We start from the raw sequence: 19298 nt of genomic DNA on the forward strand, positions 1-19298 counted from the left end.
CAGTCGCAGCTAATCTGAGTCGAAAATCGCGTTGATTGCGAGCACGGCTGTTTTCGATCGCAAGCCCTTACACTTAGGAAACGGTATGCCAGCCCCATCAAACGCCCTTCGCTCTGCACTAGTGCTTTGGTTGTACGCCGCGGCCCTAGTGCATCTACTAGTCAGCCTCGCGCTGACCTGGGCCGGCCATTCGGGATTACTCGACGGTTACCTACAAACCATCGAACAAGCCTTCTGGGCAATCGACGCCGTACCCATCGCCGCCCGCGCCCAACAAGTATGGTGGGTCGCCTTATTCGGCGCCACGCTGCAAAGCTACTCCCTCTACATGCTCGCCCTCGTGCGCATCGGCCATCGACTGAGAAGTCCCATGGCCTGGGGCTGGTTAATCGCCGGCATCGTGCTGTGGGCGCCGCAAGACATGTGGGTCTCCGCCCAGGCTCGTGTCTGGTCACACCTGTGGTTCGACAGCCTCGCGCTGCTCACCCTGCTGCCGCCGCTGTTCTGGCTCTATCGCCATGACCGCGGCACCGCCCCTTCAAACAACACGCCGAGTGACGCCAACCATGTCTGATTTTTCTCTCCTGGATTGGGCGGTCGCGCTGCTTGTTGCCCAAGCCATTCTCGGGGCGCTGGATACCCTCTATCACCACGAACTCACTGTCGCGTTGCCTTATCGGCACAGCGCTCGGCTGGAGTTGTCGATCCACGCGCTGCGGTCGTGTTTCTACGGGATTCTGTTTCTGGGCATGGCGCATCTGGCGTTTCAGGGCACGTGGGCGATTGTGATTGCGTTGCTGTTCGCACTGGAGATCGGCCTGACTCTGTGGGATTTCGTGGTCGAGGATCGCAGCCGCAAACTGCCGGCCATCGAGCGGATCATGCACACCGTGTTGGCGGTGAATGGCGGGGCGTTTTTTGCCTTGTACGGGGTGCAACTGGCGCAGTGGGCGAGTCTGCCGACGGGCCTGAGCGCGATCGATTTCGGCTGGCGCGGCTGGTTGCTGACGTTGTTCGCTGTCGGCGTGACGGCCTCGGGCATTCGCGATGGATTGGCAGCGCTGCGCATGCAGCGCGAAGGCAAGCCGTCGAACCCGTTCGCGGGCGGCGCTTATAAGCGCGTGCTGGTGACCGGTGGCACCGGGTTTATCGGTGAAGTGCTGGTCAATCAATTGCTCGACGCCGGTCACACCGTCAGCGTGCTGGCTCGCGATCCGCTGAAAGCGGCGTACCTGTTTGATGGCCGCGCCCGGTGCCTGCGTTCGCTGAGCAAACTGGGCTACAACGAAACCTTCGACGTGGTGATCAATTTGGCCGGTGCGCCGGTGGCGGGGCCACGCTGGAGTGCCAAGCGCCAGGCGCAACTGATCGCCAGTCGGGTCAACACCACTGAAACATTGATCAGTTGGCTGAAGAACGTCCGGCGTAAACCGGCGCTGTGGGTTCAGGCCTCGGCCATTGGTTTTTACGGCGTGCGCGATGCTAGCGAAAGTCTTGATGAACGCGCCAGCAAGGGTGACGGATTCATGGCGCAGTTGTGCGCAAAATGGGAAGCCGCCGCGCAACCGGCCATCGAATTCGGCGTGCGTCAGGTGGTGCTGCGTCTGGGGGTGGTGTTCGGCCCCGGCGGCGCGTTGTTGCCGTTGCTGATTCCGTTCCGCCTGGGGTTTGGCGGGCGGATGGGCGATGGCCAACAGATCATGAGTTGGGTGCACCGCGATGATGTGATTCAAGTGATCGCCCGCGCATTCGCCGACGACAACCTGAGCGGCACCTACAACCTGGTGGCGCCGGACGCGGTCAGTCAGGCGGTGTTCGCCGAGCGTGTCGGTAAAGTCTTGAAGCGCCCGGTGTGGTTCCACATTCCGGCCACGCCGGTACGCGCATTGGCCGGCGAAATGGCGCAGTTGTTCTTCGACGGTCAGCGCGTAGTGCCCCGCCGTCTGACCGAGGCGGGTTACACGTTCCGTTACCCGACCCTCGACGCTGCCTTGCGCGATCTAGCCTGAGGACAACCCATGAGCAAGCCCCTGATGTACCTGCTGGCCGGCAACGGTGGTGCCGCCGATTGGTGGGATGACGCGTTGCCGCATTTTCAGCGCTATCAGGTGGTACCACTGGAACTACCAGGCTTCGGCAATAATCCTCAAGCCCCGTGCGAAGACCTTGCCGCCTACGCTCAGGCCCTGGTGACGGCGACTGTCAAAGGCAGCGCGATCATGGCGGTCGGGGTGAATGCGTTGCTGGTGTTGCATGCGCTACAACGTCAGCCGGGGCACTTTTGCCGCAGTGTTTTGTTGGCGCCGGTGGGGGCGTTTTTGTGGCAACGACGGCTGCCGGCATTGATGTCGCCGCTGCCCATTCGCAAAACCATTCACTGGCTACTGTCGAACAAGCCCGCGCTGTTTGCGCACAAGTTTTCCAACCAGACCTGGACGCCCGCGCAGTACCAGCGCATGGGCGCCGGCTATGCACGCTGCCGCGCATTTGTGCCGCACTGGGACCTGGTGCGGGCGGACACCGCGTTGCCATTGCTGGAGTGGATCACCGATCCGGTCGAGTTGGTCTGGGGCGATCAGGACAATGTGCTGGGCATCGAGCAGGCTGCCGCTTGGTCGGCGATTCTGGCTCGCGCTGATCTGACTATCAGCCTGAAAACCGGTTGGGGGCATTACCCATGGATCGACTCGCCGGCCGAGTTCGCTGAGTGGCTGGAGTCGGGTGAGTGCGGATTCGTCGCTCACACCAAGGGTGGTCGGTTGCGTCTGGCCGAGTTGGCCGGGCAAGCGGTGCCGCCAGCGCTGTCACTCAATGACTGCGATGATTCACGCTTGCCGGCGTTCCTCGCCAGCCAACCGGGCGCCACGTGGGCGGTGCGTTCCTCCAGTTACGGCGAGGATCAGGCCGATGCGGCGAATGCGGGTTTGAGCACTACGTTCCTGCGCGAATCGACTTCGAACGTGCCGGCTCGTATTACCGAATTGAGCGCCGCGGGTGTTGAAGAAGTGGTGGTGCAGCGTTTCATCACACCGCAGCTGTCCGGCATCGCTTTCGTGCGTCACCTGTCGGTGGAACTGGAATGGGTGGAAGGGCATCTTGAGTCACTGGCCGATGGTCAGGTGAGTCCCGAGCGCGCAATCATTTCCCGCCTCGGCGCCTCCTGGAGCAGCGACACCTTCAAGCCTTCACTCGGCTTGACCGCTGACCTGTTGTGGCGCTTTCTACAAGACGTTTTGCGGGTCTTTCACTACGTGCCTGGCGACGTTGAATGGGCCTGGGACGGTACGAAGCTGTGGCTGTTGCAATACCGGCCGATCAGCGACTACGGTTGGCGTCGTCACCTGACGGCCGCCAACATCGCCGAAATCCTGCCACCACAACCGAGCGTTTTCGTGGAGTACGCCCAGCGACGTGCGGCGGCGAGTATTCCGGCGATCATGGCGCGTTGGGATTCGCGGGTGTTGCAGGATAACGAGCCGTTCACCGCTGTGTTTGACGGCGCGTCGTACATCAACAATGATCTGTTTCTCGCCCGATTGGCCGACTGGGGGATCTCTGCCAGCCGCTACGCCGGTGAAGTCGGCGGCGCGACCCCGCATCTGCCTTGGCGACCGCTGCGAATGCTGCGCTCGTTGCCGTTGTTCCTGCGTATGCAGCGTATCGCGCGCGGGCATTTGCTGACGTTAGAAAAGCGCTTACGCCGTTTCGACGAAGAACTGTCCGAGCTGATCGCCCAAGGCGCTGACGGCCAACAACTGGCCGACTGGTTCACCCGGTTTTATGTGTTCGTGGTGCAAGGCAACTTGTGCATCGCCACCTCACTGGCCAACAGCGGCGGCGACCTGCTGGGCCGGCCGCCGACGGCTTATGACGACCTTGAAAACAGCCCGCATCGACTGCCCTGGGAAACCGATCCGGCCAAGCCGCGCCCGGCCCCAACGGATCTGCCATTACAGGCCTTCCCCCAATGGCCGGGGTTTATCCGCTTAGCCCATTCGACCGGCTTGCCGGGCCTGCGTGGTTACTACCTGCAAGTGCGCGAATGGTATCGCGACAACCTGATGCGGATCTTTTTTCGCCTGCACCACGCCATGCCGATGGCGGATCGAGCGCATTGGTTTGCGCCTCATCCAGACATTCGCAGCCGCGAAGGCAGCTTCTGGCAGGACGGTCGCGAAGGCACCGAACAAGCCACCGGTTTCATGATTTATCCGGGGCAGGTGCAAGGGGTTCTGGGCGACGACATTTTACTCGAAGACACCCTCGATCCGGGGCAACATGCACACTACCAAGCGGCGCGGGCGGTGATTGCGCGGATGGGCGGGCGCTTGTCCCACGGCTCGACGTTGTTGCGCGAGTTGCGCAAACCTTCAGCGATACTGCCTCAAGTAGATGTGGCGTGGTTAGGGTGTGAGGTGCTGTATCGCGATGGTGAGTTGACGTTGGTGAAGCCTCTCCATGGGGACCGCCATGACGCAAAACTCAGTCCGACAACCGCCTGAGCTGGTTCGGTTAACCACTTCCCAACCTCCCAGCCCACCTAAGCATTAAAGGCAACCCCAAAGCCTAGTACCGCGCCGACGGGGTGAAGGATTCATCTCTTCACCACTCGTCGCTTGTCCCCAAAAACCCCCGCATCCCACCTCCGTCAAAAAAAGGTTTTCCTCCTCGGCAGGAAAATTCTCAAATTTGTTCCTACACTCCAAAACGCCAGCATTTTGTTCTCATAAAACCCGGGAACCCGACCAGGACAGTCAACAATCTGTCACGACTAATAATACCTGGAGCGTCTAGGACAATACTCTTATAAGAAAGTCAAAACCTTGACGAATCGAATAAACGGAACCATCATTTAGCCATTACCCCGCAAATTCCCTGCAGATAGATAGGTAATTGCGTTTTACCCAGCGAAGCGAGCCGTTCGTCTGGCGCCACTTATAAAGCAAGCCCTGCCTTTATGGATGAGCAGCCGAACAAGGAAGCCCTGGTGTGCAATGAGGGATGTTTTTATGCGCGAGAAGTCGTCAGTCGACAGCCTGTTTTTGACCCGGGCCGGTTTCATTGAGTTTTTTGTGGTTTTCGTAAAATTGATGCACGGCTTCACCGCCGTTTTACCAGCACTGATCCTGCTGTTTTATCCAGACCCGATGGCTCCTGAGCTGCGCGCCCACTTTCTCGGCCTGCTGCTGTTTTTCGCGATCCTGACGATTATTCTGTTCCAGGCCATGGGGGTTTACTCCGAGGAGCTGTTCAGCAACCGTCTGCGGTTTCGCACCATGCTGGTGGCCTGGTCTTCGGCCTTTTGCATCCTGCTGTTCATGTACCAGATTCTGCTGATGTTTCCGCAGTTGAGCCCACGCAACCTGGCGTTCTGGTTTGTCACCAGCCTGGGGTTGTTCGGGCTGGAGCGGATGGTGATGCTGCGCCTGTTCCGCAACCTGATGGCCAGCGGCAAATACCTGCAACGCACGGTGATTCTCGGCTTCACCGACACCGCGGTGCACGTGGCCGACCACTTGCAGCGCAACGGTGATATTCGCTCCGGCCTGATCGGTTTTATCGATGACCGCACCGAACGCATCCCCAAGGAATTGAGCAACCTGCCACTGCTGGGCAACACCCGCGACCTGGAAAAACTGATCCGCTCCGAGCAGGTCAACCAGGTGATGATCACCCTGCCCTGGGCCGCCGAACAGCGGATCAACGGGCTGGTGAAGCGCCTGCGGCAGATGTCGGTCAACGTGATGCTGGTGCCCGACATGGCCGCCCTGCGTTATGGCCACAGCCGCATCACTGATGTGGGCGGCATCCTGATGTTCAATACCTCCCATGTGCCGCTGCGGGGCTGGTCGCCGTTTATCAAACGCTGCGAAGACTTGATTCTGGCGGCCCTGGGCCTGGTGGCGTTGTCGCCGATCATGCTGATCACCGCCATTGCCATCAAGCTCGACTCCAAGGGCCCGGTGCTGTTTCGCCAGAACCGGTTTGGCTACAACGACAATGTGATCCGGGTGTTCAAGTTCCGCTCGATGTACGCCGAGATGAGCGACTTCAACGCCGACCGCCAGACCACCCGCGGCGACCCGCGCATCACCCGCGTGGGCCGGATCATTCGTAAGACCAGCATCGATGAGCTGCCGCAGCTGTTCAACGTGCTGCTGGGCAACATGTCGATGGTCGGCCCGCGCCCCCACGCCACCGCGACCAAGGCCGCCGGGGTGCCCTACGAAGTGGCCGTCAGCGAGTACAGCTCGCGGCACCGGGTGAAACCGGGCATCACTGGCTGGGCGCAAATCAACGGCTATCGTGGTGAGACCGACACCCTGTTCAAGATTCAGAAACGCGTTGAGTACGACTTGGAGTACATCTCGAAGTGGTCGGTGTGGCTCGACTTGTACATCGTTTTCATGACGGTCCCGGCCGTCCTTTCGACCAAGGAAGTCTATTGATGAACACCCTCAACGGATTAATTCCCTGCATCATTTCCGGTGGTTCGGGCACCCGCCTGTGGCCGGTGTCGCGGCAGAACATGCCCAAGCCCTTCATGCGCATGCGTGATGACCAGAGCCTGTTGCAGAAAACGTTCCTGCGGGCCAGCCACTTGCCGGGCGTGGAAAGCGTGCTGACGGTGACCAACCGCGACCTGTTGTTTCGCACCCTCGATGATTACCGGGTGGTCAACAAGGCCCACCTGGCCCTCGACCTGTTGCTGGAGCCATTCGGGCGCAACACCGCTGCCGCCATTGCCGTGGCCGCCCTGCATGTGCATGAAAACTTCGGCGGCGAGGCGCAGTTGCTGATACTGCCCGCCGACCACCTGATCCTTGATGAAAGCGCCTTCGCCGAGGCTGTCACTCAGGCCCGCGAGCTGGCGGAAGCCGGTTACCTGGTGACCTTCGGCATCCAGCCCGACCACCCGGAAACCGGCTTCGGCTATATCGAGCAAGGTGAAGCACTGGGCCAAGGTTTCCGGGTCAAGCGCTTCGTCGAGAAGCCCGACCTGGCCACCGCCCAGGGTTATCTGGACGGCGGCAAGCACCTGTGGAACGCCGGGATGTTCTGCTTCAAGGCCGCCACCCTGCTGGAGGAGCTGGCCCTGCACGCGCCCGCCGTACTGGACGCCGCGAAAGCCGCCCTCGACCACAGCCACAGCCTGAATAACAACAACTGCCGCCAGCGCGAATTGAACGCTGAAGGCTTCGGTGCTGCGCCGGATATCTCGATCGACGTGGCGCTGATGGAAAAATCCGCGCAAGTGGCCGTGGTGCCCTGCGACATCGGCTGGAGCGATATCGGTTCCTGGGACGCGGTGCGCCAACTCACGCCGAGCGACGCCAACGGCAACCAGGTCAACGGCGAAGCGATCCTGCATGACGTGCACAACTGCTACATCGACTCACCCAAGCGCGTACTGGGTGCGGTGGGCGTGAGCGACCTGATCATCGTCGACACTCCGGACGCGATCCTGATTGCCGACGCCCGCCGCAGCCAGGACGTGCGCTACATCGTCGCCGAGCTCAAGCGCCAGGACCATCCGGCGTTCAGCCTGCACCGCACCGTGACCCGGCCGTGGGGCACCTACACCGTGCTGGAAGAAAGCAGCCGCTTCAAGATCAAGCGCATCGTGGTCAAGCCACAGGCCTCGCTGTCGTTGCAGATGCACCATCACCGCAGCGAACACTGGGTAGTGGTCAGCGGCGCGGCGATGATTACCAACGGCGACCGGGAGTTCCTGATCAACGCCAACGAGTCCACCTACATTCCCGCCGGGCACAAACACCGCCTGACCAACCCCGGCATCATCGACCTGGTGATGATCGAGGTGCAGAGCGGGGAGTACCTGGGCGAAGACGACATCGTGCGTTTTGACGACATCTACGGCCGGGCTCCGGCCGAAGTGAAGAAGTGATGCGTACCGCCCTGATCATCCCGACCCGCAACGCGTCCAGCCACCTCGACCGGCTGCTGCCGGCGCTGCGCATGCAAACCCTGCAACCGGACGAAACCCTGGTGGTCGACAGTGCCTCCAGCGATGACACCGTGGCACGTTTTCGCGAGTTCGGCGTACGGGTCGAAGTGATCGATGCCAAGGATTTCAACCACGGCGGCACCCGCCGCTGGGCCAGCGAACAAGTCGACGGCGACGTGCTGATCGTGATGACCCAGGACGCGATTCCCGCCGAGCCCGAGACCTTCGCCAACCTGGTGGGCGAGCTGCAGCTGGACCCGCTCAATGGCGTCGCGTATGGCCGCCAGTTGCCGCACCCGGATGCCGGTGTGCTGGGCGCCCAGTCGCGCCACTTCAATTACCCGCCACAAAGCAGAAGCAAAAGCCTGGCGGATGCGCCGGAGCTCGGGATCAAGACCTGCTTCAGCTCGGATTCGTTTTCGGTGTACCGGCGCAGCGCCCTGCAAGCCGTCGGTGGCTTCCCCGCGGATGTGATCGGCAGCGAGGACGCCTACGTCGCCGCCCGCATGCTGCTGGAAGGCTACAAGGTGCGCTATGCCGCCACCGCCCTGGTCTATCACTCCCACGATTACCGTCTCATGGATGAGTTTCACCGCTACTTCGACATTGGTGTTTTCTACGGCCGCGAGCCGTGGATTCGCCAGGCTTTTGGCGACGCCGGCGGTGAAGGTAAACGCTATGTACTGGCCGAGCTTCGAGCATTACGCGAAGCCGGTGCATTGCACCGCGTACCCGAAGTACTGGTGCGCAGCGCGTTCAAATTGCTCGGCTACCGGCTGGGCCATCTGGAGCGCCAGCTCCCCCTCGCCCTTAAGCGGCGCATCAGCATGTTCCCCGGTTATTGGAGGTGAGCATCATGACCTACAGGAAGACCCCTTTGATGAAACGAACCTTGCTCGTCCTGGCCATGATCGCATTGGCCGCCTGCAATACCCCGGCGCGGATCGTCGCGCCCGACGGGAAAACGGTGGATGAGGGCAAGCAGGCCCTCGACCGCATGGCCCAGTTGCCGCCGGCGGTGGAGCGTATCCGCATCGGCGACCAGCTGCGCATCGTGCGCGATGCCGGGGAAATGCCGACCCTATCGGCGTTCAACGTCAGCACGATTTACGAGCTGACGCTGTACACCGTGCAGAACGACGGCAAGATCAACTACCCCTTCCTGGGGCCGATCCAGGTGGCGCGGCGAACGCCGGCGGAAGTGGCCGCCGAGCTGAGCCAGAAGCTCGCACCGGTGTATCGCGAGCCGCGGGTGACGGTGAACATCAACCAGGCACCGGGTAACACGGTGATTGTCGGCGGCGCGGTGTTAAACCCGTCGGCGATCTCCATCGCCACGGCCCCGACCATGGAGCAGGCGATTCTCGGTGCCGGCGGCGTGAGCTCGGTGGGCAACGCGAGCATGGTGGCCCTGTTGCGTGAAGATGGCCAAGGCATCTACCACGCCTACTTTCTCGATTTCAGCCAGTACCTGAAGAACGGCGCACTGGGCCGCAAGCCCGTGGCGCTGCAACGCGGTGACGTGGTGTTTGTACCCAAGTCCAACGTCGGCGAACGGATCCAGGGCGTGGACACTTACCTGAACCAGCTGATTCCCTTCACCAAATCCATTGGTGTGGGCTACAGCTACACCACGAACCACTAAAGGAGCGACATCCCATGATCGAGATCCGTTCTTTTCGTGATCTTCTGCGTCTGTTCTTCATCTTCAAGCACGAGTTCAAACTGGCGGCGCTTGCCGCGCTGGTGATTATTTTGCTGGGGGCGTTTTTGCTGCCGGCCAAGTATGAATCCACCGCGCGACTGCTGGTAAAACCGGGGCGTGACTCGACGATGCCGATCGAGGTCGACAACCGTCAGCCGATCGTCATGCCGAGCACCCAGCGCGACCCGATTGTCGACGAGGAACGCCTGCTGACCGGGCGCCCCATCGTGCGCGCCGTGGCCGAGCATTACCTGGACGTGATGGACAAGATGCAACCGCCGGAAGGCGTGTGGAAGCGCACCAAGTGGTACGTCAAAAAAGGCATCAGTGCCGTGTTTGACGGGGTGCGAGTGGTGCTGGAAACCGTCGGTATCGTCGAAGAAACCACCCCGGTGGAACGCCTGGCGAAAAGCCTCGAGAAAAACTTCGAAGTAACCCACGCCGTCGGCTCTACGGTGATGGACATCAGCTTCCGCTGGGATGACCCGCAAATCGCCCAGGCGGTGGTCAAGGATTGGGTCGAAACCTACATCGACGAACGCACCCAGGCGTTGGGCCGCAAGAGCCTGTACGCGTTCTATGAAGGCCAGGTGTCTTCCAGCGCTGCCCAGATCAAGAGCTACAAGGACCAGATCCTCACGCACTTGAACGAGATCGGCGCGTCGAGCATCACCGATCGCCTGGAAGACTTGTCCGAGCGAATCAACGTGCTGCGTGGCGAAGTGTTCAACTCCACTCGCCTGATCGCTTCTTCCGACGTGGCGTTGCAGAGCACCCGTGACCAACTCAAGGGCCAGCCCAAAGAGGTGACCACGGTTCGCCAGATCGCGTTGAACCCGCAGCAACAAGACTTGCGTCGCCTGCTGAACCAGAAGCTCCTGGAAAAAGCCGACATGATGCGTACCTACACGGATAACGCGCCGCCGGTCAAAGCCCTGGACGCTTCGATCCGCGCCATGCAGGCCCAGGTTGCCGGTGAAAGCGACACGGTGCAAAGCTCCGAGAACCGCGCGCCGAACACCCTGGAAATCCACTTGCAACGGGTGCTGCTGGATGAAACCAGCCGTAACCAGTCCCTGCGTACACAGTTGGTGCAACAGCAAAAACAACTGACGGAACTGGAAGCCCAACGCAAGGACGCCCTGGCCATCGAGCCGGAACTGGCGCGCCTGGCCCGTGAGCTGAACGGCACCGAGAAAAACTACGCGCTGTATGTGGACAGCCTGGAAAAATCGCGCATCGACCGTGAACTGGACAAGAGCCAGATCAGTAACATCGCGGTGATCGAAGAAGCCACCCTCAACCCTGGGCGCGTCTTCCCGAAAACCCTGTTGATGCTGTTGCTGGCGATCCCGTTCTCGATCGTGGTGGGGCTGCTGGTGATCTACCTGTGCTACCTGCTGGATCAACGGATCCACGACGGCGGCCTGGTGGAAGGCAAATTCGGCCTGCCGCTGTGGACCACGCTGCCGGAGCTGGACACCAGCACCGCGCAAAGCACCAACGCCTTCAACGCGAGCATCTATCGCCTGTATGGCTTGCTGCCGCTGGAGCGGATTGCCGAACAGGGCCTGACCCTGGGCCTGACCTCGGCGCGACACGGTGAAGGCGTGAGCTTTATCGTCGAGCAGTTGCGCCAGTTGCTGGAAGAGAATGGTGTGCGGGTGCGGGTCGGCGGGATTGAGCCGGCGATTCCGGGCCAGGTGGTGTTGCTGGATGCCTCGGCGCTGCTGGACAACCGCGATGCGTTCATCAACCTGCGCCGTGCCGACCTGATTGCACTGGTGGTGGAAGCGCAAAAAAGCACGGTGCCGGTGGTGGAACACGCGCTGTCGATCCTCACCACGGCGTTCGGCAAGGTCGATGGCATCATCATCAACCGCCGCAAGTTCGAGGTGCCGGTCAAGGTGCTGAAAACCATCGCCAAATACCGGGGTTCGTTCTGATGCGCATCGCCCTGCTCGCTCCCCTGCCGCCGGAAAAGAACGGGATCGCCGATTACGCGAACCATTTCAAGACGGCACTGGAGCAACTGGGCGTCGATGTGATCACGCCCTTGACGGGCGTGGTCGGCAGCACGGCGGCGATCCAGCAGGCCATTGCCGGTTTCGACTGGCAAGGGGTTGACCTGGTACACGCCGAGCTGGGCGGTGGGCGGCTGGGGGAGTTTCTGGCCCTGCGCGAATTGCGCAAGGCCTACCCTGCCCTGCCGTTGACCGCCACGGTGCATGACCCGGAACGCATGGTCTGGCGGCGCGAGCAATTGCCCTTTCCGCTGAACCTGCTGGAATCCTTGCCCAGCCCATTGCCCCAGGCGGCAGTGGTGCTGGCCGATCCCTTGACCCTGCGCGAAGAACGTCACGTCGCACAGGGCCTGACCCGGCTGGTGACCCTCACCCGCCTGGGCGCCGACTGCCTGACGGCGCGCATGCAATTGCCCGCCGGCAAGGTGGCGGTGATCAACCACGCCAACCTGGACATCCCGCCCGTGGCCTTGCCGCCACTGGACACGCTGCACCTGCTGTATTTTGGTTTTATCTACCGTGGCAAAGGCATCGAAGACCTGTTGCAGGCACTGGCCGCCGTCTTCGAAAAAGCCCCCGAATTGCGTGACCGTGTGCGCCTGACCCTGGCCGGTGGCACTGCCGCCGAAATGGCGTTTGGCGCAGGCGGCAATTACCTGGAGCAGTTGAACAGCCAGATCGCCGAACTCGGCCTGGCAGGCTCCATCGACTGGCGGCTGAATTTGCCGGCCAGCGAGATTGCGCAGACGATCCAGGCGCACCATGTGATGGTGCTGCCGTATCGTGAATCGAAAAAACTCGGCCTGCTGGGCCGCCAGCGCGGCACCAGCGGCGCGCTGTCGTGGGCAGCGGCTTGCGGGCGCGGTGCGATTACGTCCGATGCCCGGGCGTTTGCCGAGGAAGTCGCCAGCGGCAACGGCGCCATCTACCCACAAGGCGATGTGGCTGCGCTCAGCGAGCAGTTGCTGTTGCTCGCCCGCAACCCGCAACGGGCCAGGGACTGGGCCGAACGCGCCGCCGCGATTGGCCGTGAACGGCTGTGGCCGTTGACCGCGCAGAAGTTCGCAAGCCTGTTTGAACACGCCATTGCAGGAGGCAACCATGGCACGTAAACGGACTTACCTGGCGACCCTCGTAGTCGTCGCAGCATTGGGCTTGACCGCCTTTCTCTGGGGCCGCCCGGCCGATGCCGAGAGCCATGTGCTCAAGGGCAACAAAGAGATCGTGTGGAAGGATTTTCTGGGGGTGAACGCGCAGTTCCTGTGGTTCAGCCCGGAGCGTTACCAGAAGCAGATCGACCGGCTCAAGGCCCTGGGCCTGGAATGGGTGCGCCTGGACCTGCACTGGGACCAACTGGAAACCGCCGAGAATCAGTACAACGTCGCGACCCTCGACGAGCTGGTGAACAAGCTGCAGCAGAACCAGATCAAGTCGGTGTTCTACCTGGTGGGCTCGGCGAAGTTCGCCACCACTGCGCCGGCCTCCTCGCCGTATCAGGACCAGTTCCCACCGAAAGACCCGGGCATCTTCGCCAACCGCATGGCGTTGCTGGCCCAGCGTTATCCCAGCGTGGAGGCCTGGCAGGTGTGGAACGAGCCGAACCTGCTGGGTTTCTGGCGCCCCGTGGCCGACCCGGCCGGCTACGCCAACCTGTTGCAAGTCACCGCCGCCGCGCTGCGGGTGGTGAACCCGAACACGCCGGTGGTGGCCGCCGGCATGGCGTTCTTCAGTGAAATGCCCAACGGCCAGAACATGCTCGACGGGCTGCTGCAACTGGGCGTGCCGAGCCTGAACACCGTGATGTCCTATCACCCCTACACCCAATTGCCCGAAGGCAATACGCCGTCGAACCTGGACTTTGTCGAAAAGACCAGCGCCCTCAACCAGAAACTGCGGGCGGCCGGGGTCAAGACCCTGTGGAGCACCGAGTGGGGCTGGTCGAACTATAAAGGCCCGAAAGAGGTGCAGGACTTCATCACCCCCCAAGGCCAGGCCGACTACATCGTGCGCCGCGTTGCGCTGATGAGCGCGCTGGATTTCGACAAGATCTTCCTGTTCACCCTGAGCGACCTGGACCAGCGCGCCAGCGTGCGCGACCAGAGTTACGGCTTGCTGGATATCGACACCAACCCGAAGCCGTCGTACACCGCCTTGCAGAATTTCCTCAAGGTGAGCGGGCCCAAATTGACCCCCGGCGACCCACCCACCGCCGACCAGTTGCCCGACGGCCTGTTCAGCATCGGCTGGACCCGTGCCGATGGGCGCAAGGTGTGGTTCTTCTGGTCGGCCCGTGGCGGCAGCGCGCATTTGCCGGGCATGACCACCGCCACCTTGTATGACCCGTTGCGAGGCACCGAAACACCCTTGAGTGGCACCAATGGACTGGATGTACCGGTCAAGCCGAACCTGCAAATTCTGTTATGGGATTGAAGCCACCCATGCGCATCCTCTGGATCCTGCCCTACTCGCCTTGGCCCGCTACCAGCGGTGGCAAGACGCGCCAGTTTCATTTGCTGCGCAGCCTGGCTGCGCGCGGGCACCGGATCACCTTGCTGTTGCATGACAAGCACGCGGTATCGCTCACCGATCGCCAGGTGCTGGAAGCCTTCCTGGAGCAGGTGATCATCCTGCCGCGCCGCCCGCTGCGCAGCCTGAAGACCCTGCTGGCCGGGCTGTTTGCACCGTACCCGTTGCTGGCCAGTGTGAATGGCCTGTCGGGTGCGATACAGGACACCTTCGAACGCTTGCTGGCCGAGCATTGGGACGTGGTGCAGATCGAGCACACCTATACCTTCCAGCCTTATGAAGATGCACTGGCCCGTCGCTCCCAGCCGTTTGTGCTGACCGAACACAACGTCGAATCGTCCCTTGGCGCGGCCACCTACGATCGCCTGCCGGGCTGGGCGCTGCCCTTTATTCGCTACGATCAATGGCGCTACGGCCGCTGGGAACGCCGGGTGATGCGCCAGGCCGCGCAAGTAGTCGCCGTGACTGAAGCCGACGCCCGGACCCTGGCGCAGATTGCCGGCAAGCCGGTGCCGGTGGTGGTCAATGGCGTGGATTGCGCGCACTTCGCCGCCGCCCGCCCGGACCCTGCGACCCGCCGCGTGCTGTTTCTCGGCAACTATGAATACGCGCCCAACGTCGATGCCATCGAGTGGGCCCTGGATGAAATCCTGCCGAAAGTGTGGGCCCGCTGCCCCGATGCGCGCATGAGCGTCTGCGGTTTTGGCATGCCCGAGAGCTGGCGCGAGCGCTGGAAGGACGGGCGCATCGAGTGGCAAGGTTTTGTGCCCAACCTGCTGACACTGCAATCGAGCTGCTCGGTGTTTTTGGCACCGTTGCGCCATGGCGGCGGCTCCAAGCTCAAGGTGCTCGAGGCCCTGGCCGCCGGCCTGCCGCTGGCGAGTACCGACCAGGGCGTGTCCGGCCTGGACCTGGTGCAAGGCCTGGATTACCTCGGCGGCCAAACCGCTGAAAGCCTGGCTGACGCCGTGGTGCGCCTGCTGCAACAGCCTGAAGTCGCCGCACCGATGGGCGAAGCCGGTCGCGCCTACGTGCGCCGTGCCCATGACTGGAGCGTCGCCGCCAGCCAGCTGGAGCAGGTGTACGCGCAACTGTCGCCCCTGAGCCAAAAGGAGCCGGCATGCGCATAGGCCTCGACTACCGCACCGTCGGCACCTCGCCGCAATCGGGCATCAGCCGCCAGGTGTACGCCCTGGAAGACGCCCTGCGCGCCATGCCCGGTATCGAGCTTGAACGCTTCAGCGTCGCGCCGCTGGGGGACGAGCTGCGCCTGAATGCCCATTGCCCGGAATGGGGCTGTGCCAAGACCGCCATGCACCAGCCCCACCAGCGCCTGCGTTTCGAGGCGGGGTTCTTGCCCAAGGCCCTGCGCGATGAGCGCATCGATCTGTACATCAGCACCTTCAATATGGGCCTGCCGCTGCCGCCCAAACCCAAAGGCCTGCGCACCGTGGTGTTGCTGCATGATCTGTTTCAGATCACCCTGGACAACTACCACGCCAACCGCCTGAAGGCGATGATCTACAAGGCCAGCGATCGCCTGTCGATCACTTATGCGGTGCACACGGCAGACCGGGTGTGGACGCCTTCGCAGTACAGTGCCGATGAAACGGCGCGCCTGTTTCCCAAGGCGGCGAGCAAGATTCGGGTGTTGCCCAATCAAGTGGTGGGCTTTGCCGGCGTGCCGGCGGACCTCACGGCCCGGCAACTGCCCGAGCACTACTGGCTGCTGGTGGGCACCCGGGAACTGCGCAAGAATGTGCCGTTCCTGGTGGACGCCTGGCAGCAAGCGCGCCGCCAATCGCCGAGCGTGCCGGAACTGGTGCTGGTAGGCAGCCTTGATCATTTGCCCGAAGCCCAACGCAGCTATCCCGGGATACGCGCGTTGAGCGGCGTATCCGACGCCGAGTTGCACGGCCTCTACCGCAAGGCCTCGCGCCTGTGGCAGCCTTCTTACGCGGAAGGGTTTGGCTTGCCGGTAATCGAAGCCCTGAGCGTCGGCACCCCGGTCGCGGTGGCCAGCGGTACCTCGCTGGATGAAATCACCCCGCCGTTGGCGCCGCGTTTTTCACCCACCGACGGTGCAGCCCTGGTGCAATTGATGCTGCACCTGGCCGACCAACCCATTGAACAACCGCCTGAACAGTTACGCAGCTGGGCCGAACGCTTCAACCACCAGGCCTACCGTCGGCGCCTGGCCGAACTGATCGAGGAATTGAATTGAGAATCTCACTGGGTAGCCTCGTCGCCATCGTCTTCGGCCTGCTGTTTGGTGGGTTGATCCTCTTTCTTTCCCCGGCCAAGGCCGTGCTGGCGGTGATCGGCCTGGCCGCTGCCGTGACGATTTTGCGGTTCCCGTTCTGGGGGCTGCTGCTGTTCGCCCTGGTGGCAACGTTCATGCCCTACTCCACCCTCAACCTGGGGATTCGCAGTACGGTCAGCGAAGCGTTGATCGCCCTGACGTGGGCGGCGGTGATCTGGCATGGTTTCCTCTCGCGCCTGCCGGCTGCGCCACCGCTGTCCCGGCGCCCTACCGACCGGATGTTGATGTGGCTGATGATCTTTACCGTGGTGCCGTTTATCGTCGGCCAGGTCAGCATCACCGCCGAGGCCAGCGGCCTGGCGAACTGGTTGCGCTGGTTGTTGAACCTGTCGGTGCTGTTCCTCGCCGCCAAGCTGCTGGTTGAGCAGAAAAACCGCGAAGCCCTGGTGATCGCGCTGTTGCTGGGCACCCTGGCGATGCTGGTGATGTCCATCGGCGTGTTTATCCGCTCGCGTTCGGCCTCGGGCATGCTGCCGATCCTGACCTTGATGAACTACGGCAGCCTCGACACCCTGTCCCTCGGCTTGGGGGCGATGGCCTCGCGGATGGGTTCGCCGTGGATGCACCCCAATGCCACCGGCGGGATCATGGCGTTGCTGCTGCCGTTGGCGTTCTGCTACGGCATCACCAACACCGGCTGGAAACGCGGCCTCGGCCTGGGCGTTGCCTGCCTGGGCGCGGCCGCCCTGCTGTTGGCCAGTAGCCGGGGCGCGATGGTCAGCCTCGCGCTGGTACTGATCTGGATGGCATCGCGGCGGGTGCCGTACACCGGGCGTTTGCTGATGATCGGCGTGGCGCTGGCCGTGGCGCTGGTGCTGTCGTATCCACCGTTGCAGGAACGTCTGGCGACGATCTTCTCGGCCCAGAACGCGAGTACCGAAGTGCGCTTCGACGAATACCGGATGTTCCCCCAGGCCGTGGCCAGTTACCCGCTGGGCATTGGCTTCAAGGTAGACCCGCCGGTGCCGGGCACTCACCTGCTGGGGATTTCCAACCTGTGGCTGAACTTCGTCTACAAGACCGGCGTGATCAGCATGCTGCTGTTTATCGCCGTGACCTGGCGCTGGTGGCGCGAGTCCCGGCCGGAGATCGGCCCGATCCGCCTGACCAAGGACAACGCGATCTGGCTGGGCAGCACGGCGGGGATTCTGTCGGCACTGGTCAGCGGCTTTTTTGACCACTACTTCAGCTTCGCGCTGGTAATGATCGCGCTGTTCTGGCTGATGGTGGGGATCAACGTGCTGGAGGCGCGGCGCCTGTTCCCGGCGCGCCTGCCAAAGGCCAAGACCGTGTCCTACCGCAAGCCCGTGCTCGATAGCGTCGGGCCCTAGGCATGCTCGGATCGGCGTTCTGGTTGACCCTGGCGACCCTGCTGGGGCTGTGCCTCGGGTTTGCCCGTGAGTGGTTGTTGGTAGCGGCCTGGGGTGCGGGCGAGCGCAGCGATGCGTTCCTGATTGCGCTGTTTTTGCCCGAAGCGTTGCGTATGTCCCTGGCCGGAGGCGTGCTGAGTGCCGCCGCCTTGCCGCTGTACCTGCAACGCAAGGACGGCGAGCGCCTGGACTGGCTGGCGGTGTTGTTCCCGGCGCTGCTGTTGATTGCGCTGGTCACCAGCCTGCTGTTGACGCTGCTGGCGCCATGGCTGGTGCAACTGCTCGGCCCGGGCCTTGCGGCGACGGCCACCAGCCTTGCCAGCAGCAATTTGCAGATCCTCGCCTGGAGCGTGCCGGGCTTGATGCTGCATGCGCTGTTCAGCATTCCGTTGCAGGCCAACGAGCGCTTTGTGGTCGCGGGGCTCGGCTCGTTGCTGTTCAACCTGCCGCCGGTGACCTACCTCGCCCTCGCCGGTACCGCCACGCAACCGCATTCGCTGGCGTTGGCCTGCCTCACCGGCAGCCTGCTGATGCCCCTGGCGCTGCTGCCATCGATGTTGCGCCTGGGCTGGCGGCCGTGGCGGCTGCGAGCGTCGACCCTGGAATTGCGCGAACTCGGCGGGCGCATCGGGCCGTTGCTGCTGAGCAACGGCGCCAGCCAGGGCTTGGCATTGATTGAACGATTGGTGGCGTCGTTGCTGGGTGAAGGCGCCGTGACCTGGGTCAACCTGGCCCGCAAGCTGATGAACCTGCCGCTGATTGCCCTGATGAGCCTCAACCAGGTGCTGCTGGGCATGATGAGCCGGCGCCAGGGCGATGAGCGCCTGGCCCTGCTCAAGCGCGGCCTGGAAACCGCCAGCCTGCTGACCCTGCCCGCCGGTGTCGGCCTGGTGGCGGCGGCGCCGAGCCTGGTGGCGTTGCTGCTGCCGAAGCAGTCGGTGGATTCGCCGTTGCCGCTGCTGCTGGCCTGGTTTGCCGTGCCGCTGGTATTTGGCGCCTGGAACGCCCTGCTGGCGCGCTATGCCTACGCCGCTGGCGACACTCGCCAGCCGCTGCGTTGCGAGCTGTTGGGCAGCCTGGTGAACGTGTTGCTGCTGGGCGTGCTGCCGTTTGTGTTTGGCCTGGCGGGCATCCCGCTGGCCGCCCTCGCCGGCGTGCTGTGCACCGCGTTGCTGTTGATGCAACGCCAAGACTTGCTCGGTGCCCTGCCCTGGAAGTGGCACTGGGTATTGAGTGGGCTGGTGATGGGTTTGGCCGCGTTGGTGTTGTTTCGGATTCAAGGTATTTGGCTGCAGCTGGGGTTGAGCACCCTGGCTGGAGCCGTGGTGTTGCTGGGCATGGGCCTGTGGCTCAAGCCGTGGCGCAAGGCAGGTTTATAGAG

At 62.7% G+C, this 19298-nt stretch carries 14 protein-coding genes; all 14 read left to right on the forward strand.

The window, feature by feature from the left end; all coding sequences use genetic code 11:
• Nucleotides 1-85 precede the first annotated feature (85 nt).
• The 14 genes from HX875_RS31230 (at nucleotide 86) to HX875_RS31295 (ending at nucleotide 19296) form a co-directional block, all read left to right on the forward strand.
• Entirely contained in the window at nucleotides 86-574 is a 489-nt protein-coding gene (locus tag HX875_RS31230; protein WP_177048740.1) for a cell division protein, read from the forward strand.
• Nucleotides 567-2009 carry a TIGR01777 family oxidoreductase gene (locus HX875_RS31235; RefSeq protein ID WP_177048742.1) on the forward strand — a complete coding sequence of 481 codons (1443 nt, stop codon included), beginning with the start codon at nucleotides 567-569 and terminating at the stop codon, nucleotides 2007-2009. Before HX875_RS31230 ends, HX875_RS31235 begins: the two co-directional genes overlap by 8 nt.
• A gap of 9 nt (nucleotides 2010-2018) precedes the next feature.
• Nucleotides 2019-4502, forward strand: coding sequence for a PEP-utilizing enzyme (locus tag HX875_RS31240; RefSeq protein ID WP_177048745.1), 2484 nt, complete (start codon nucleotides 2019-2021; stop codon nucleotides 4500-4502).
• A gap of 507 nt (nucleotides 4503-5009) precedes the next feature.
• A complete protein-coding gene (locus tag HX875_RS31245; protein ID WP_177048747.1) occupies nucleotides 5010-6449 on the forward strand; it encodes an undecaprenyl-phosphate glucose phosphotransferase in 1440 nt (479 codons plus the stop codon).
• A complete protein-coding gene (locus tag HX875_RS31250; RefSeq protein ID WP_177048749.1) occupies nucleotides 6449-7909 on the forward strand; it encodes a mannose-1-phosphate guanylyltransferase/mannose-6-phosphate isomerase in 1461 nt (486 codons plus the stop codon). The genes HX875_RS31245 and HX875_RS31250 overlap by 1 nt, the downstream gene beginning before the upstream one ends.
• Nucleotides 7909-8820 (forward strand): glycosyltransferase family 2 protein, encoded by a 912-nt coding sequence (locus tag HX875_RS31255; RefSeq protein ID WP_177048751.1) that lies wholly within the window; start codon nucleotides 7909-7911, stop codon nucleotides 8818-8820. Before HX875_RS31250 ends, HX875_RS31255 begins: the two co-directional genes overlap by 1 nt.
• Nucleotides 8821-8849: 29 nt before the next feature.
• A complete protein-coding gene (locus HX875_RS31260; protein ID WP_177048753.1) occupies nucleotides 8850-9614 on the forward strand; it encodes a polysaccharide biosynthesis/export family protein in 765 nt (254 codons plus the stop codon).
• 14 nt (nucleotides 9615-9628) lie between these two features.
• Nucleotides 9629-11620 (forward strand): GumC family protein, encoded by a 1992-nt coding sequence (locus HX875_RS31265; RefSeq protein ID WP_177048755.1) that lies wholly within the window; start codon nucleotides 9629-9631, stop codon nucleotides 11618-11620.
• Complete coding sequence (locus HX875_RS31270) at nucleotides 11620-12810, forward strand: glycosyltransferase (protein WP_177048756.1); 1191 nt, start codon at nucleotides 11620-11622, stop codon at nucleotides 12808-12810. The genes HX875_RS31265 and HX875_RS31270 overlap by 1 nt, the downstream gene beginning before the upstream one ends.
• Nucleotides 12800-14128 (forward strand): GH39 family glycosyl hydrolase, encoded by a 1329-nt coding sequence (locus HX875_RS31275; protein WP_177048757.1) that lies wholly within the window; start codon nucleotides 12800-12802, stop codon nucleotides 14126-14128. The genes HX875_RS31270 and HX875_RS31275 overlap by 11 nt, the downstream gene beginning before the upstream one ends.
• Before the next feature lie 8 nt (nucleotides 14129-14136).
• Nucleotides 14137-15354 (forward strand): glycosyltransferase family 4 protein, encoded by a 1218-nt coding sequence (locus HX875_RS31280; protein ID WP_177048758.1) that lies wholly within the window; start codon nucleotides 14137-14139, stop codon nucleotides 15352-15354.
• Nucleotides 15345-16448, forward strand: a complete 1104-nt coding sequence (locus HX875_RS31285) for a glycosyltransferase family 4 protein (protein ID WP_177048759.1) — start codon at nucleotides 15345-15347, stop codon at nucleotides 16446-16448. The genes HX875_RS31280 and HX875_RS31285 overlap by 10 nt, the downstream gene beginning before the upstream one ends.
• 2 nt (nucleotides 16449-16450) lie before the next feature.
• Nucleotides 16451-17878: an O-antigen ligase family protein gene (locus tag HX875_RS31290; protein WP_177048793.1), complete on the forward strand. Its 1428-nt coding sequence runs from the start codon at nucleotides 16451-16453 to the stop codon at nucleotides 17876-17878.
• Nucleotides 17879-17880: 2 nt separating this feature from the next.
• Nucleotides 17881-19296, forward strand: a complete 1416-nt coding sequence (locus HX875_RS31295; RefSeq protein WP_177048760.1) for a lipid II flippase MurJ — start codon at nucleotides 17881-17883, stop codon at nucleotides 19294-19296.
• Nucleotides 19297-19298 lie beyond the last annotated feature (2 nt).

It is taken from the genome of Pseudomonas yamanorum, from assembly GCF_013386765.1.
Classification (GTDB): Bacteria; Pseudomonadota; Gammaproteobacteria; order Pseudomonadales; family Pseudomonadaceae; genus Aquipseudomonas; species Aquipseudomonas yamanorum_A.

Bases quoted from the DNA above. Each gene is read 5' to 3' on its own strand.
- HX875_RS31235 (WP_177048742.1), top strand. From the start codon at position 567: ATGTCTGATTTTTCTCTCCTGGATTGGGCGGTCGCGCTGCTTGTTGCC.
- HX875_RS31295 (WP_177048760.1), top strand. From the start codon at position 17,881: ATGCTCGGATCGGCGTTCTGGTTGACCCTGGCGACCCTGCTGGGGCTG.
- HX875_RS31270 (WP_177048756.1), top strand. From the start codon at position 11,620: ATGCGCATCGCCCTGCTCGCTCCCCTGCCGCCGGAAAAGAACGGGATC.
- HX875_RS31230 (WP_177048740.1), top strand. From the start codon at position 86: ATGCCAGCCCCATCAAACGCCCTTCGCTCTGCACTAGTGCTTTGGTTG.
- HX875_RS31255 (WP_177048751.1), top strand. From the start codon at position 7,909: ATGCGTACCGCCCTGATCATCCCGACCCGCAACGCGTCCAGCCACCTC.
- HX875_RS31240 (WP_177048745.1), top strand. From the start codon at position 2,019: ATGAGCAAGCCCCTGATGTACCTGCTGGCCGGCAACGGTGGTGCCGCC.
- HX875_RS31245 (WP_177048747.1), top strand. From the start codon at position 5,010: ATGCGCGAGAAGTCGTCAGTCGACAGCCTGTTTTTGACCCGGGCCGGT.
- HX875_RS31250 (WP_177048749.1), top strand. From the start codon at position 6,449: ATGAACACCCTCAACGGATTAATTCCCTGCATCATTTCCGGTGGTTCG.
- HX875_RS31280 (WP_177048758.1), top strand. From the start codon at position 14,137: ATGCGCATCCTCTGGATCCTGCCCTACTCGCCTTGGCCCGCTACCAGC.
- HX875_RS31265 (WP_177048755.1), top strand. From the start codon at position 9,629: ATGATCGAGATCCGTTCTTTTCGTGATCTTCTGCGTCTGTTCTTCATC.
- HX875_RS31260 (WP_177048753.1), top strand. From the start codon at position 8,850: ATGAAACGAACCTTGCTCGTCCTGGCCATGATCGCATTGGCCGCCTGC.
- HX875_RS31285 (WP_177048759.1), top strand. From the start codon at position 15,345: ATGCGCATAGGCCTCGACTACCGCACCGTCGGCACCTCGCCGCAATCG.
- HX875_RS31275 (WP_177048757.1), top strand. From the start codon at position 12,800: ATGGCACGTAAACGGACTTACCTGGCGACCCTCGTAGTCGTCGCAGCA.